The organism is Paenibacillus sp. J31R109, assembly GCF_059692055.1.
In genome coordinates, this window is the sequence record NZ_JCAUAR010000001.1 from 821,699 (window position 1) to 836,445 (window position 14,747).

Genomic DNA, 14,747 nt, shown 5'->3' on the forward strand with positions numbered 1-14,747 from the left:
GTGTTGTTTTATTTGTCAGTTTTTATGGTTGTCATTATTTACACGATATGGATTTTATCTTTTCTTAAAAGAAATGATCATGTAATTGGTGAATGCTGAACCTAACTGTAAAGGAAGAATGATTCCAATATGTGGTATATTTAGTGAATAACAAATTTCAGGGGCTCACGTCACCATACGTGATCGCAACCCGGCCTTGCCTCGGGAAGAGTGGGACCAACTAGGCGTCGGATTGCTGCTGGGCGAGAATTATCTGCATCACGTTGGTGGCGACGTCGTATTCCGCACTCCGGGCATGCGTCCTGATCATCCGGCATTGGAATTGGCCCGTGCTAGCGGCAGCCGTGTGACCAGTGAGATGGCAGAGTTCTTTGCGCTGCGCCCTTGTCCTATTTTTGGCGTGAACGGTTCGGACGGCAAAACGACCACTACTTCGTTGATTACAGACATGTTGGCTGACGGGGGGCGTACGGTTCATCTTGGCGGCAACATTGGGACGCCACTTCTCACACGTGCGGGCGAGATGTCGTCGATGGATGTGTGCGCGGTCGAGCTGTCCAGCTTTCAGCTGATGGACATGACGCGCTCTCCCCATGTGGCGGTAATTACCAACCTTTCGCCTAATCATCTCGACTGGCACCGCGACATAGATGAATATACCGCTGCCAAGCGCCGCTTGCTGGATTTCCAGGGTGCTAATGACGTTGCCGTCCTAAACAGCGACAATCCAGCGACCGCCGAACTGCGCGGGCTAGGACGGACCAAGTATTTCGGCATGCACACTGTCGAACATGGCATAATCGATGGTCTATTGCCCATCAGTGATATTCGTTTGCCGGGTTGGTATAACGTGGAGAACGTTATGGCTGCCATGACGGCTGTGCGGGGGACGGTGTCAGATGAAGCAATCCTAGAAGCGGTGCGCAATTTCGTTGGCGTGGAGCACCGAAACCAGTGGGTAGCAACAGTGGATAGCGTACAATATTACAACAATTCAATCGGCTCGAGCCCCGCTCGTACGGTTGCCACTCTGCATGCGCATGTGGGAAAGGTGCTGCTGATCGCCGGCGGACGAGATAAGAAAGTACCGTTTGACGAGCTGGCTAGGCTGCTGCCTGATCATGTCAAGGTACTGCTGTTAATCGGAGAAGCGGCTAGCCAAATCGAGGCAGATGCGCGCAAAGTGCCGAATTGTCCGCTTATTGTCCAATGCTAAGGACTGGCTGAAGCAGTGTCGCAGGCTCACAAGTTGGCCATACCGGGAGACATCGTGCTGCTGAGTCCTGCATGCACTGCGTTTGACCAATATCGTAACTTTGAAGAGCGTGGGCGTCACTTTATAGACCTGGTCGGGTCACTGCACCGGTCGGTCTGAGGGAATGGTATGAATTGAACTGATCCGATAGATAACTATTGTGAAGGGCTGCCGCGTGGCAGCCTTTTATTCCGCTGGACTTTTTTTATTGTTAACCCTTTTGATGTACAATGAAAGAAAACAGCATTTAAGGGAGGAACTCCGTACATGAACAAGAAGCAAATGGAACGAATTCAGACTGGTCAAGGGTTCATTGCAGCGTTGGATCAAAGTGGAGGGAGTACACCGAAGGCACTACAGCAGTACGGCATCGAGGCGAATCGCTTTTCTGGCGATGAGGAGATGTTTGCGTTGGTTCATGAAATGAGGACGCGCATTATCAAGAGTCCTGCGTTTGATGCACAATCCATCATTGGTGCCATTCTATTTGAGAACACGATGGACCGGGAGATCGATGGGCTGTTGACAGCCGACTTCTTGTGGGAGAAGAAAGGCATCGTACCATTTTTGAAAATAGATAAGGGCTTGGCAGAGTTAGAAGACGGCGTTCAGGTATTGAAGCCCATGCCCGATCTAAGCGGTTTGCTCCAGCGTGCGGTTGAGCGCAACGTCTTCGGAACTAAGATGCGTTCGGTCATTCACGAGGCGAATCCGGAGGGGATTCGCAGGGTAGTTGAACAGCAGTTCGAGCTGGGCAAACAAATTTGGTCCGCAGGACTTGTCCCCATTATCGAGCCCGAAGTCGATATTAACAGCATTGACAAGGGGGAAGCGGAACGGATATTAAAAGCCGAAATCTTCAACCAGCTATCCGCTCTTGAGCCTGATATGTCCATTATGCTGAAGCTCTCAATCCCAACCGAGGATAATTTCTATATTGATCTAATGGACGAGCCACATGTCGCTCGGGTAGTCGCACTGTCAGGCGGATATGAACGGGAAGAAGCCAACGAACGGTTGGCTCGGAATCACGGCTTGATCGCTAGCTTCTCTCGTGCATTGGCTGAAGGTTTGTCAGATCAACAATCGGATGAGCAGTTCAACGAGATGCTGACTCGTTCCATTCGGTCTATATACGAAGCGTCGATCTCCTAAAGAAGACGATAGCGAGCCCGTGATTGTAGATGCGGGCTTTTTTTGCTTGAATGCGTGGTTAATGGTTTTCTTTACTTAATTAGGATTGGCCGAAACTAGGATCTCGGGTAACGGATTTCCTGTAATCCAAGATAATACGGTCTTAGAGAAAAGTGCTGGTGTTTCCAGTGGCCAGTTGTGCTTTGCTCTTCTCACTACATAACTCTTAGAACTAGGATAAGAAGCACACAAATCTAGTAACGATTGCTGGATATAAATACCTTCTCTTTCTCCAGCAATCGCAAGCAAAGGTGGAACATGTTGACATGAGGAGATATCTGGTAATTGAAATGCCATATTTTCTCTCGAAAGTCTCAGGGATGAATGCCAGTCCTGCATGATGATATCTTTTCGGACCTCTTCAAAGTGTTTCATTGGGATGCCCCATTGTTTCATTTGAGCTCGAATGAACCAATCATGATGTTTAATTGGCAAAATAAATCTTTGCAGGTGTGACATCCATTTTATGGTCATAGAAGGTTTGGTACAAACACCACTGACTAGCATGCTTTCTACAAGTTCAGGTGCTGATGCGCATAATTGAAGAGCCACTTGCCCACCGAGATCTAGTCCAATGATATGGGCTCGTTTGCCATGAGCCTTTTTCCTGATGATCTCAGCCATATGTTCTGCAGCATTGGGAATTGAAAAAATTCCTCTGTGTATGCTTCCTCTGTGTTCAGGTAGATCAGGAATGATGCAGTGGAATTTAGATAGATAATCAACGTGAGGTCGCCACATCCAGCCTCCTAGGCTGCTTCCATGCAAGAAAACTAAAGTTGTATGGTTCTGGGTACCTGTTTCAAAATGGTGTAAAAACATGGACTTATCCTCCTGAAGCCTGTTATTTCTTCTTTGCGCTTCGAGACGTATATTACGCTCTCTCAATCCCCCTTGTAAAATGTTGTAATGCCGATTTTCATATGTAAAACGATTGAAATGAGCTAGAAATCGACGAAATGTCGATAAAACCCAATTGATTCATGACCAGAAGCTTGGTACATTCATTAATTCATAATTTTACAAAGATTTATGGCTGAGCTGATGGGGAGTTTGCTGGATCTTTATGAATTTTTTATAAAAATTCAACAGAATCATTACACCTTTTTTATAATATTCCTCGATACAATACGTAACGGAAGTGTAGTGCTAATAGAAATTTTTGGGATTTATGAAACATTTGGATAGAAGCATCGTCTTAACCTTAAAGTACTTTACACATGTAGGGGTTGAGCTGTTTGAAGTTAAAAATCTGTTTGTCTTTACTAATAGTTAGTCTTATATTTCTTGTTTTCCTCAAAAATGATGTGAATGCATTATCTTGTGGTAAGGTAGCTGATGATCCTAAGGTGCGACTGGAGACTTTCGGAGGAGCCGTATATGGTGAAGTCATTCAAATTAAGGGAGATATCAAGCAAAAGGGTTTAATAGGTCCTAAAGAGTATATTACATACATACTGGTTGATGTTGAAAGAAGCTGGAACATGGAGGTTCCTTCACAAATCATTGTGGCAACGGATTATACGTGGGGATTTGCGTATGAAAAAGGAAAATCATACTTACTTTACACGCAAAATCTCAACGGAGAGTTAGTGAGTAGTCCTTGCGCTCCAGTTAAAGAAGTACAGGCACTTAACCAGATAGACAAACAATTAGGTGAGGGAAATGCTCCAACAAAACAGGTGAATGTAGCATATAAAATGTGGTTTATGACGGATAAAGACTATGATGTATGGATCATGGGTGTCATTTTGATAGTGTGCCTTCTGGGAATTGTATGCTATTTCAAAAGACGCAGAAGAATGAAGGTAAATGATAAGTGACACATAAAAATAGATGATGGGGGTGTGGGTTCATTGGATGAAGAAACCAAACTCAAAGTATATAAAGCTTGGGCAGAGCGATTTGATTGTGATGTTTCATCCATGACGATTCCGAATGTCATCGTTCGTAAACACGCTAAGACTTTGGAAGGATATAAGGGTATTTATTGCTTTTTTAATGGAACGACATGCATAATATCGTCGCCTATTAAGTATACCTCGGTTTTAAAAAGGGCCATAAGTGGTAGACAGCCAGTTGAAACATTTGATGCGAATTTTCTTGTAAAGTCAATTGAGATAGATAAGTACAAGATTATTGGTCCTGCATTTCAGGGATACATCGATAAGGCTTCATTTCTTGAAGTATCTTCCTTTGAGGTCGTAGAACTTGTTACTTCACATCAACGAGCGCTACTTCATGATTTACGTAAATCTTGCTCTGAAACGGAGTGGGAGCATAGCTCCATAGAGATCAATAGACAGCCAATACTAGCAAGAATATCTGATGGCAAGATTGTAGCAGCAGGCTCTTGGGAAGTTGAGGATGCTGGTTTTCTAAGCATAGGTATTGTAAGTCACCCAGATTATCGAGGTAAAGGGCACGCCAAAGCAGTTGTAAGCGCATTAACTAGAAAAGGGTTAGAAGATGGTTTCATAATGCATTATCAAACTTTAATGTCCAATCGTCCTTCAGTTGCCATTGCTAAATCGCTGGGCTATGAAAAATTAGCTAGTACATTGGCTATCAGGATACTTGAGTAATTCTGTCTAGCATATCTCCTAAAATCAGGGTATTATTGGAAAAAATACATTGAAGGAGAGAAGACAGATGTCGGACATAGAGGCCATTGTATTAGATTTGGACGGTACATTGCTCGACAGTGACAAATCGATATCACCTAGAAATTATCAGAGTGTTAAAAGATGTTTTGATTCGGGTATTCATATCATTGTTGCAACGGCACGACCACCAAGAGCAGCGAATCAATTTGTGAAAAATTTTCCTTTTGTAGATTACTTGGTTTATTACAATGGTGCTTTAATAACATGTAAGTCAAAGCAAACTCAGCGGCACATTAGCATCCCAATAGCAATTAGCCAACAGATTAACAATTTCATTGAGTTTCATGCACCCCAGTCGATTATTTCATACGAGGACAATGACTCATGGTACACATGTTCGCCAATTCATGATACGCAACTTGGTCATTTTGGTATCCGTTCAAATGATCCTAAACCGCTGGTTGTTAATAGGGATTTTATTAGTTCATTGTCCCCTACAAAAATATTGGTTCATGGTTATAACAACTGGAGAGATGTTGTCGAGCAATTCGGTAACCATCTGAACGTAATTGCAACCGATGGAGGCGTATTGGTTCAAATTATGCACAAATCAGCATCCAAGGAAGATGCCGTGCAATGGGTGCTTACTGACATCGGGGTGAAGCCAGAAAATGTAATGGTATTTGGTGATGACTTTAACGATTTAGGACTATTCCATACATGCGGATTCCCGATCGCTATGGAAAACGCGATCATTGAGCTGAAAAATTCGGCAAAACACATTACCGAATCAAATGATAACGATGGTGTTGCTGTTGCTCTTGAGAAATTTGTGGTGTAATCACATATTGGTAATGATTGAATCTACTTTTGGGAGTGTGACTGTATGGACAAGCATTCTACTTATGGAAAAAGTAGTGTTGGCGGTAGTGAGATTAGTGTCATCTCGGTCGGCGACATGCATACGAGTGTTATTCATGAAACAAACAGCTTATTTTGGGATACAAATGGAAATGATGTTTTAGGCGCAACCTCGCTTCCTCTTTATGGCGCATTTGTCTCAGAAGAAAAATGCCAGCTTTTTGGCGATGTCACAGGAAAAAAGGTACTCGAAATAGGCTGTGGAAGCGGTCAATCTTTGCAATATCTAGGGGAACGCAACGCATCTGAACTTTGGGGTATGGATATATCAGAAAACCAACTCGAGAAGACAAAGCAACATTTGACGGAGTTTGGACTTTCAGCAAAATTAATCTGTTCTCCCATGGAAGAAGAATGTGGCCTACCAAATGATTATTTTGATTTTGTTTATTCTGTGTATGCAATAGGCTGGACCACTGACCTTGAAGGTACTTTTCGCCGGATCGCAACTTATCTAAAAAAAGACGGCGTGTTTATTTTTAGCTGGTCTCACCCTATACACAAATGTGTTGCTGCAGAAGATCATAAGCTTGTATTCAAAAAATCTTATTTCGACGAATCTTGGTACAAGCTATCTCTTGGCGGAAGTACGCTAACATTATCGGACCGTAAACTATCAACCTATGTGAATGCGTTGGCAAAAGCGGGATTTGTCATTGAACAATTGATTGAGGAATCTGATGATGATATTATGCAATCGCGAACTAGCGGTGACAAATTTGCGGAAAAAGCGAAGATGCTTCCTGTCACTTTTGTAATTAAGGCAAGAAAACGATAGGAGAACAATAGATGGAGGCGCTTGCTTGACGGCAGCTCCTCTTTGTCATTGAAGTGGCGTAAAGTCTGTGCTAATCAAATGAAGTGAAATGGTATATACAAATGAACCCAAACACGTTACTATGGTAAAGTGGTACAGTGATATAGAGCTAAAGAAAGGATGTGTAGGGGAATTATGTATAAAGTGGTGTTTCTTGATTTCTACGGTACACTCGTACATGAAGATGATGTGTTAGTGGAGGAAATATGTAGGAAAATATTGAAATCAACTTCAACTCCAACTACGACTGAAGAGATTGGGAAATACTGGTGGAATTCTTTTTCGAAAACCTTTTATTCCTCTTATGGTGCTAACTTTAGAACGCAACGAGAAATCGAAATACTATCGTTAGAGGATACTATTTCCTTTTTCAACTCATTTGAAAATCCAAGAGAACTTAGCGAAATTTTATTTAATCACTGGCAAGCTCCCCAACTATTTGAGGATACAAATGTATTTTTAAACAGTATCACCACCCCCAAAATAATCCTTTCAAACATCGACCGAAATGACATTCAATCAGCAATAAATCATAATGGATTATCATTCGATAACCTGATTACCAGTGAGGATGTCAAATCATATAAGCCAAGACCGGATATGTTTCAGCAAGCCCTTAAAGCATATAAACTCAACCCTTTAGAGGTTCTACATGTTGGTGACTCACTCTCTAGTGATGTTGCAGGTGCCCAAAACGCAGGAATTAAGGTTGCTTGGATTAATCGGAAAAATAAAGTATTGCCAGCAAATTATTCTCCAGATTACATAATAAATTCGTTACAAGAATTGATTGCTTTGTTTCCGCCATTACACTCTAACGTAGAACGATAACTCTCGAAGAACACTGTTTCAAATAAGCCGTATTGGCTTTAATAGGAAGTAGTCTATATGAAAGGGAGTGTTTGGCATGTCTACTATACATACACTTTACGTCTCAGTATCCAATAAAAGTATGGATAGGGAAGCTTCTATGAATGAACAGCTTGAGGTCCGCGGGACAGAGGAAGAGCTCGAAAGGCTTTCTCAAATGCTTGAGCAACTAAAGCGAGACGATGATGTGACACAATTCAGAGCAGCAATTCCGTATAAATCCGCCGATCACGATAAAGCTACGGATCAATTTAACGATGATCTACTCAAACTTTATCAATTCATCTACGAATTGGGAACTGATAAGACGAAGGCTCATATTCATGATACGAACATCCTTAATAAACTTACAAATACAGATTACGAAGATCCCGGTTACGAGCGTTAATTGAGATTGATTCTCTATATTTAGCAAATGTGAGTGCCTGAGAAATCAGGCTTTTTTTATTGAGTAAATCATTGAATAAAATTATTAATTATATTGTCCAAACTTTTCCAATAAAATAAACTGATAGAGTAGCTTCTTACCAAGAAAAGTTATAAACGCTAGAACTTTCTGATAAGATCATGAACAACAAGGGAGGTGGAAGTGTATTGAAAAGGATTCACAATTGGATTTGGATTTCAGGAGGCAGCATCGTTTTGCTTGCCTGCGGATTGCTTCTAATAGAAAGAAGCTTACCGGGATCCCATCAGGAAACACTACAAACCATTGAGGTCACTGCTACACCGGTAGCTGAACCCACCTCACAAGTGCCAACCAGTACGAAGCAGAAAAGCATCCAGGACTGGGTTAAAGAATTCGATGGAATTCCATTAGCAGATGCTCACAACCATGGTTCAGTTCTGGGTATTTATGAAAAGTTAAGCTTATGGGAAAATGCCAATGTAGATCGAGTTGTCTTATTTGGCGAGGTTTCTAGGGGAATCGCAGTCTTGCATGACATGTCTACTTGGACAAATTACAAGAGGTATCCTGATCGGATCATCCCTTTTTTTTCTGGTATTAATTTAAAGGATCCCATGGCTCTTCAAGAAGCAAAAGATAAGTTAGAAAAGGGTTTTTTCGGAATTGGAGAAATTGCTGCTGCTTCAATTCATTCTCCTGCAGTCTCGAATGCTGAATGGAAAGCTACTCATCCCATGGACGGGATTTTACCTCAGCTATATGAACTATGTGCCGAATATAAAGCGCCTCTACTTCTTCATATTGATCCACCATCAGGGTATCCCATTATCAAGTTGGAGGAGGCATTGGTTGCATATCCTAACACGACATTCATTTTCGCCCATGCCAATGCTTATAACAGGCCAGAAAATATAGAGACACTATTAAAATCATATAATAATTTGTATATCGATTTTTTTGCGGGTTTTACCGCCTTCAATCCAGCGAGCACCAATAAACTGGAGGATTTTGTGAGTGTCATACGTAAATATCCAGATCGATTTATGTTATCGACAGACTCTGGCTATGACATGGTGCGTGGTGAAGAACAGGGAATAGAGGGCATGTATATGATGCTAGATTTGATAAAAGATGATCCTGTGTTGGTACGAAAAGTGGCGTATGACAATTTGTTTTCTTTAATACAGAAACAACCAGCTACCAAGACTCAGAAGGAACAGATTCGTGAATTAAATAAGAGAACAGGCAGTAAGTACGATGTTTCATCGCTAACAAAGCTCGAAGCAGGTAAAATTCTGCCTGAATAAGTGGCTCCCAGTATCAGGGACACGGAACAGTTCTAAATGTAAGGAGTTAATCCAGATGAAACGTTTCGTAATTATTACTGTTGGAAAAACACATAGTGGAAAATCCACGTTTGCAAAAGACATCGAAAGTAGATTATCAAATTCAGTGGTAATTGACCAAGATAATCATGCTGGTTTCCTTACGTCCTACTATACGAGATTAGTTTCGCCTCAAGATTCTAAAATACTAAAACATGCTATAACGCGAACCATTCTGGATTATGCTATTTCTCAAACAGACAAGCACCTCATTCTTTGCAATTCAAACCTCGACTATTTGTCTCGTACAAAGCTACTCGAGGATTTGCATGCCAATGGATTCATGAGCATAATTGTTTTTTTCGATCTCCCATTTAATGTTCTTCAAAAAAGAATCCTCATGAGTGGACGAAGTTCTGCATTGAATATTGCAGTTTCTTTTGAAGAAGTGCTTAGTCGGCAGGAAACTCGATTGGACAATGGCGAATGGACAAAACCAGAACAGCACGAAGCTAATTATTATTTTGCAATTGACGACAGTAATAAAGTTGAGAATGTGAAACAGCAAGTAATTAGTATTATTCAAGATAACGCTTAGAGAGTGACTTGATTCATTTTGCAAAAATAGGTGGCGTTTGGATGATTGAATTCCTATACCATTATTACGATGATTCCGTAGGACCCTTTTGTAATTTATCTGATTTAGAACCCAAAGAAGCTGAACGAGTTCTCAATGATCTTCGTGTTCAGAAAAGAGGATTTGCGAGTAAAAGATCAATGGATTATCTTACGATTCGTCGAAATCTTGAAAATAGAGCAAGGGAATTATTTATAGAAAAAGGTGGTAAACCTATTCGAAGTTATCCCCATTACATGACTGTTGGAGAGTGTCCGTGGCTCATGGACTGGTATAATCAAGGTAAGGTGCTTCGAATTCCAATTACAGAATTCGACTCAATGACTCTAAGTTTTACATATGGGGATTTGTTTCCAACCATGAGGTATCAAGATGGAAAGAAATATCGAGGTCAGGTGTATACGTTAAATGAGATTTATCAAGTAATTGATGAATTTGGATTGCCACAAGAATGGAATAATCAGGGGAAAGATGGACCGGAGAGGTACATCGAAGTACAAATTTGGGATGATAAACCATTAAACAATTTTTTACTCCCTGTTGAGGGGCTTGATAATTGAGCTGTCGGAAATCTTTAGTTCAATACAGCACCAGCGCAGGCAACCGACATCATGCGGCTGCCTTTTTCCCGTTAACGATTATATCAGATTTGAACTTTTTTCCACTTCTTGGAGTCTTTTTGAAGAAAGTCAAAAGAAATAAAAACTTGGGGGGACTTGTGTGAGCAAAATATATGAAAGTTATACTAAAGGCATAACTTTTACAGGAGAGATGAAGAAAGATATTGAACGATTTCTTGTTATTCATAATGAGCAAGATACATATCAGCATACTATTTCTGTAGCTAATGAAGCAGTTCGAATAGCAAAAATGTTCAACTTAGATAGCGATCTCGCATCCCAAGCAGCTTTTCTTCATGATATAAGTAACGTGATTCCTGCAACTAGTATGATGAGTATAGCTGAGAGTTCAGGTATGGATATATTGGATGAAGAGTACAGTTATCATCGGATAATCCATCAGAAACTTTCAAAGGACATGGCAATAAAGATATTTGGTTGCACGAATGTTAATGTACTAAATGTTATTGAATGCCATACAACTTTAAAAGCTAGTTCAAGTTTATTGGACAAGATTATATTTGTCTCAGACAAGATTTCATGGGATCTTCCTGGAGAACATCCATACCAAGAAAAAATGAAAGAAAAAATTGATTTATTAGATTTGAATGGAGCAGTCCTTATTTACTTAAATCATGTGTGGGATCAGAGGAACAAGTTGAAATTAGTACATCCGTGGCTTATCGAAGCTAGAGAAGAGATGCTCGCTCTAAGCAAGCGGTTATAAGATCTTATTACTACTCTGAGTTGCCACTGGTACCTTAGGTAAAAGATTGAAAAGGATGGAGGGATTGTATGTCTAAAATCATTCTATTTAGAGGAAGAGCTGGGACTGGCAAATCAACATTATCCAATGAGATAGCTAAGAGAATCAATGTACCTGTGTTACATAAGGATGATATTTATGATTCTGTTGCTGCATTCGTTCCAGAGCATAGTTCAAGAAACAAAATCTGCTTCGATTTCCTTTATCGTTTCTTAGAGAACATAATCCATGCAAATGCCGCGATAATAATCGATTACGGACTAAATAATATTGTGGATGTAAGGAAACTAGAAAATTGGATTACAGAAAGAGGCGGGGAATTAAAAACGATACATTGTATTTGCAGTGATGAGTTAGCGTGGTCGGAAAGACTTGCTAATCGAAGCATCAGTCCATTACCTAACCAATTAATAACAAATTTAGCAGAGCTAAAAGAACACTATAAGGATCTTGGGCCAGAGAATTTTGAGGGAGAACTAATGATAGATACTGTTTTGAATAAAGATACAAATGTTGAGAAAATCCAGTCTTTTGTTTAAGCTTGGCACAGTAGATTTCAACAGATAACTATAGTTAAATAGCATGAAGGAAGACTATCGAAATCAAAGGATCGGTAGCCTTCTATGCGTACTTGACAGATTTCTATGGAAGGATATATGAGTTAATACATAGAATTGATAAGTAGATGTAATTCATTAAATGGCGATAATGACGTATTCTGGATGATAAGAAAATTTAATGCAAAAAGAATTGGAGTGATGTAAATTAATGCAACTGTGATGAGGTGTTTTACTAAATTCTGGTGCTCCTTGATCTGATAAATAGATAGTATACTGCCAAGGGAGTGAAGAAGCGCGATGAATAAGCTACTGAGTAAAAGCAGGGGAACTATTTATTGGAAAAATTTAGGTATTGTTCTGCTGATTACCTGCATTCCGATTGCTGTTATTGGCGTCATTATTTATTATATTGGCACAGAACGGATAGAAACTGAAGTGAACAAAGCTCATCAGAATCAACTCCATTCTTCGATCCAGCAATTGAATGATTATATGGCCAATCTGGAGCATTCAGTAGTGCGACTTGCTTTCGACCGGAGTTTGGACGAGACATTGAAGAAGTTGGATTTCGTACAAGAGTTCCAAACAACAAATGAACTTATGAAATCGTTTTCACTTATAACCGAATCGAATTCTCTTATTAACAGTGTAAGCCTGTACTTACGTGGTTCAGATAAGATTATCGGAGATGAGGCGGGGTTCCATTCTGTCCGAACAGATGAGGACCGTAATCTGTTGAACTCATTGCTGGATACAGAGCGAACGATCTATTGGAATTATTCATTAAAAAAGATAAATCTGCCAGACTCGCTAAATAAAGCGATCATTATTAAGCTTCCAGGTGGACAAATGTATGGTTCCTTCGGGATGTTCATTATTTACTTGGATCAAAATAAATTAAATACGATGGTTCAGAAACTCGTTTCAGGGGAAGGCGTCGCTTTTCTTTTTAATGAAAATGGAGACTATTTAACAACGCTGCCAAGTCATGAAGATAGTCAAGAGTTACTGACGCTGGAAGATGCATTAAAGAGCCAAATAAGTGTACAAAATACCAATGAAAATATGTTTAAATTCGACTGGCATCATCAAAAATATAACGTATCGTATGGGAAAATAGCCAAGTTAGGTAGTAAATGGACGGTTGTCTCTGCTACACCGATATCGCAAATCGTAGCTCCCGTTACTTCCTTATCGAAGCTTATTCTCTGGATTAGTGTGTTTGGATTGATTATTGGGTTAGCACTTTCTTGGTTTGCTTCCAATAAAATATACGATCCCATTTATCGGTTGAAGAGTCTTTTTGAAAATTCCAGAAATAATAGGTTGAACGAAAAAGATGAAATTACCTATATCGAGCATCAATGGAGGATGCAGCTTCAAGTAGAACAAGATCTTTCCATTCAGATTAAGCAGTCCATACCTGCGCTTCGTGAGAGCTTTTTACTGCAATTTTTGCAAGGGAATTTGTACACGCATACGGAATCCGAGCTTATTCAGAAATTGAAGCAACTGGATTGGGATGTGTCATATAAAACATTTGCCATAATGGTCGCGCAGTTTCACGGTATTTCGGACTTAGGCGGAAAATTTTCGGAGCGAGATGCTCAGTTGGTCACGTTTGCGGCTTCTAATATTATTAAGGAGCTTAGTAACGAGAAAGCAAATATGGTTCATATCATTAACTTTCAGGATTTATCCATTGGTGTGCTTTTTGTTCTAGATCCCAATAGTTCAGATGAAGCGATTAAAGCAAATTTTAACAAGCTTGCTCACGACTACATCGTAGCGATCAATAATGTGCTGAATTTAAAGGTTACGATTGTGACTAGCCGAATAACGGATTCGATGAAGGACATACCTAAGATTTTGGAGCAGACGAGAAAAGCACTGCGATTTCGTGATCATCATACATCCAATCAAATGTTGGATATGAGTCAGTTTATGTTGACGACGACGAGTCAGAATCATTTTCCTTTTGAGCTGGAAAGAGAGATTGTGCATACGGTCAGTATGGGACTTGAAGATGAGGCGATGCGTCTTATCAAGCAATTCATGCATGAGCTGCAAAGCAATAATAGCGCTGAATTAATGGTTCACCAAGGGATGATGAAACTGCTCGGAACTATTCATCATGCGATCATCAAGCACGAATCCAACCTATTTGCCTTATATGGTGGGGTTCATCTTTATGAGCAGCTTATGCAGCTGTCCGAGCCGGACCAGATCGTGGAGTGGTTCCAATACAAGCTGATAAGGCCCTTTGTAAAAACGTTAACCATAACGTACGATAGCAATTTAAGAGAGATCGTTGATAATCTTATTTTGCAAATGCAGAAGGATATCTTATTGGATGTATCGCTTGAAATGTACGCGGATCAGCTACAAATGAGTCCTTCCAAGCTAAGCAAAGCGTTCAAGCAAATCAACGGAATCAATTTTATCGATACGATAGTTCGAATGAGGATAGAGAAGTGTAAGGAACTACTCGTTACAACGGATTTGAAAATCAATGATATCGCGGAGCAATTGCATTATCAACCGTCTTACCTGATCCGCATGTTCAAGAAGAGTGAAGATATCACTCCCCGTCAGTATCGGGAAAAGCATACGCAATCATCATATACAAGCCCTTTCTAACGTGTTTGAAGGGCTTTTTTATTCATTTCAAAAAAAGACAATAGCCGGAAATTTTTCGAGGCATAGTAATAATTTATTATTATTGCCTTCACTCGGCAAGTGCTTTACATTTAGGCCATCAGCTGAT

General features: G+C 40.3%; 15 protein-coding genes. 14 read left to right on the top strand and 1 reads right to left on the bottom strand.

Annotation, left to right across the window (positions count from 1 at the left end):
* Nucleotides 1-232: 232 nt before the first annotated feature.
* Nucleotides 233-1,216: a UDP-N-acetylmuramoyl-L-alanine--D-glutamate ligase gene (gene murD, locus AC58QT_RS03790; RefSeq protein ID WP_497407737.1), complete on the top strand. Its 984-nt coding sequence runs from the start codon at nt 233-235 to the stop codon at nt 1,214-1,216.
* Nucleotides 1,217-1,522: 306 nt separating this feature from the next.
* Nucleotides 1,523-2,410 (top strand): fructose bisphosphate aldolase, encoded by an 888-nt coding sequence (locus tag AC58QT_RS03795; protein WP_497407738.1) that lies wholly within the window; start codon nt 1,523-1,525, stop codon nt 2,408-2,410.
* 75 nt (nt 2,411-2,485) lie between these two features.
* Here the strand turns inward: AC58QT_RS03795 and AC58QT_RS03800 are convergent, their stop codons facing one another.
* Entirely contained in the window at nt 2,486-3,271 is a 786-nt protein-coding gene (locus AC58QT_RS03800) for an alpha/beta fold hydrolase (protein ID WP_497407739.1), read from the bottom strand.
* A gap of 416 nt (nt 3,272-3,687) precedes the next feature.
* On the opposite strand from AC58QT_RS03800, the gene AC58QT_RS03805 reads away from it, so the two are divergent.
* The 12 genes from AC58QT_RS03805 to AC58QT_RS03860 all read left to right on the top strand — a co-directional run bounded on the left by AC58QT_RS03805 (nt 3,688) and on the right by AC58QT_RS03860 (nt 14,620).
* Nucleotides 3,688-4,272, top strand: coding sequence for a hypothetical protein (locus AC58QT_RS03805; RefSeq protein WP_497407740.1), 585 nt, complete (start codon nt 3,688-3,690; stop codon nt 4,270-4,272).
* A 33-nt stretch (nt 4,273-4,305) separates the two neighbouring features.
* Nucleotides 4,306-5,034, top strand: coding sequence for a GNAT family N-acetyltransferase (locus tag AC58QT_RS03810; protein WP_497407741.1), 729 nt, complete (start codon nt 4,306-4,308; stop codon nt 5,032-5,034).
* A 67-nt stretch (nt 5,035-5,101) separates the two neighbouring features.
* On the top strand, nt 5,102-5,896 hold the full coding sequence (locus AC58QT_RS03815) for a Cof-type HAD-IIB family hydrolase (protein WP_497407742.1): 795 nt from the start codon (nt 5,102-5,104) through the stop codon (nt 5,894-5,896).
* 45 nt (nt 5,897-5,941) lie between these two features.
* Nucleotides 5,942-6,754, top strand: coding sequence for a class I SAM-dependent methyltransferase (locus tag AC58QT_RS03820; protein WP_497407743.1), 813 nt, complete (start codon nt 5,942-5,944; stop codon nt 6,752-6,754).
* 174 nt (nt 6,755-6,928) lie between these two features.
* Complete coding sequence (locus AC58QT_RS03825) at nt 6,929-7,624, top strand: HAD family hydrolase (protein ID WP_497407744.1); 696 nt, start codon at nt 6,929-6,931, stop codon at nt 7,622-7,624.
* 76 nt (nt 7,625-7,700) lie between these two features.
* Nucleotides 7,701-8,051, top strand: coding sequence for a hypothetical protein (locus AC58QT_RS03830; RefSeq protein WP_497407745.1), 351 nt, complete (start codon nt 7,701-7,703; stop codon nt 8,049-8,051).
* Between the two features lie 206 nt (nt 8,052-8,257).
* Nucleotides 8,258-9,379, top strand: coding sequence for an amidohydrolase family protein (locus tag AC58QT_RS03835; RefSeq protein ID WP_497407746.1), 1,122 nt, complete (start codon nt 8,258-8,260; stop codon nt 9,377-9,379).
* Nucleotides 9,380-9,434: 55 nt separating this feature from the next.
* The gene (locus tag AC58QT_RS03840; RefSeq protein ID WP_497407747.1) at nt 9,435-9,995 is read left to right on the top strand and encodes an ATP-binding protein; all 561 of its coding nucleotides are present in this window, start codon (nt 9,435-9,437) and stop codon (nt 9,993-9,995) included.
* Nucleotides 9,996-10,036: 41 nt separating this feature from the next.
* Nucleotides 10,037-10,594 carry a hypothetical protein gene (locus tag AC58QT_RS03845; protein ID WP_497407748.1) on the top strand — a complete coding sequence of 186 codons (558 nt, stop codon included), beginning with the start codon at nt 10,037-10,039 and terminating at the stop codon, nt 10,592-10,594.
* Between the two features lie 160 nt (nt 10,595-10,754).
* Nucleotides 10,755-11,381 carry a bis(5'-nucleosyl)-tetraphosphatase (symmetrical) YqeK gene (yqeK, locus tag AC58QT_RS03850; RefSeq protein WP_497407749.1) on the top strand — a complete coding sequence of 209 codons (627 nt, stop codon included), beginning with the start codon at nt 10,755-10,757 and terminating at the stop codon, nt 11,379-11,381.
* Nucleotides 11,382-11,449: 68 nt separating this feature from the next.
* Nucleotides 11,450-11,959: a P-loop nucleotide/nucleoside kinase family protein gene (locus AC58QT_RS03855; RefSeq protein ID WP_497407750.1), complete on the top strand. Its 510-nt coding sequence runs from the start codon at nt 11,450-11,452 to the stop codon at nt 11,957-11,959.
* Between the two features lie 318 nt (nt 11,960-12,277).
* Nucleotides 12,278-14,620: a helix-turn-helix domain-containing protein gene (locus AC58QT_RS03860; RefSeq protein ID WP_497407751.1), complete on the top strand. Its 2,343-nt coding sequence runs from the start codon at nt 12,278-12,280 to the stop codon at nt 14,618-14,620.
* Nucleotides 14,621-14,747: the final 127 nt, after the last annotated feature.

Bases quoted from the DNA above. Each gene is read 5' to 3' on its own strand.
- AC58QT_RS03795 (WP_497407738.1), top strand. From the start codon at position 1,523: ATGAACAAGAAGCAAATGGAACGAATTCAGACTGGTCAAGGGTTCATT.
- AC58QT_RS03845 (WP_497407748.1), top strand. From the start codon at position 10,037: ATGATTGAATTCCTATACCATTATTACGATGATTCCGTAGGACCCTTT.
- AC58QT_RS03825 (WP_497407744.1), top strand. From the start codon at position 6,929: ATGTATAAAGTGGTGTTTCTTGATTTCTACGGTACACTCGTACATGAA.
- AC58QT_RS03820 (WP_497407743.1), top strand. From the start codon at position 5,942: ATGGACAAGCATTCTACTTATGGAAAAAGTAGTGTTGGCGGTAGTGAG.
- AC58QT_RS03860 (WP_497407751.1), top strand. From the start codon at position 12,278: ATGAATAAGCTACTGAGTAAAAGCAGGGGAACTATTTATTGGAAAAAT.
- AC58QT_RS03815 (WP_497407742.1), top strand. From the start codon at position 5,102: ATGTCGGACATAGAGGCCATTGTATTAGATTTGGACGGTACATTGCTC.
- AC58QT_RS03830 (WP_497407745.1), top strand. From the start codon at position 7,701: ATGTCTACTATACATACACTTTACGTCTCAGTATCCAATAAAAGTATG.
- AC58QT_RS03840 (WP_497407747.1), top strand. From the start codon at position 9,435: ATGAAACGTTTCGTAATTATTACTGTTGGAAAAACACATAGTGGAAAA.
- AC58QT_RS03800 (WP_497407739.1), bottom strand. From the start codon at position 3,271: ATGTTTTTACACCATTTTGAAACAGGTACCCAGAACCATACAACTTTA.
- AC58QT_RS03855 (WP_497407750.1), top strand. From the start codon at position 11,450: ATGTCTAAAATCATTCTATTTAGAGGAAGAGCTGGGACTGGCAAATCA.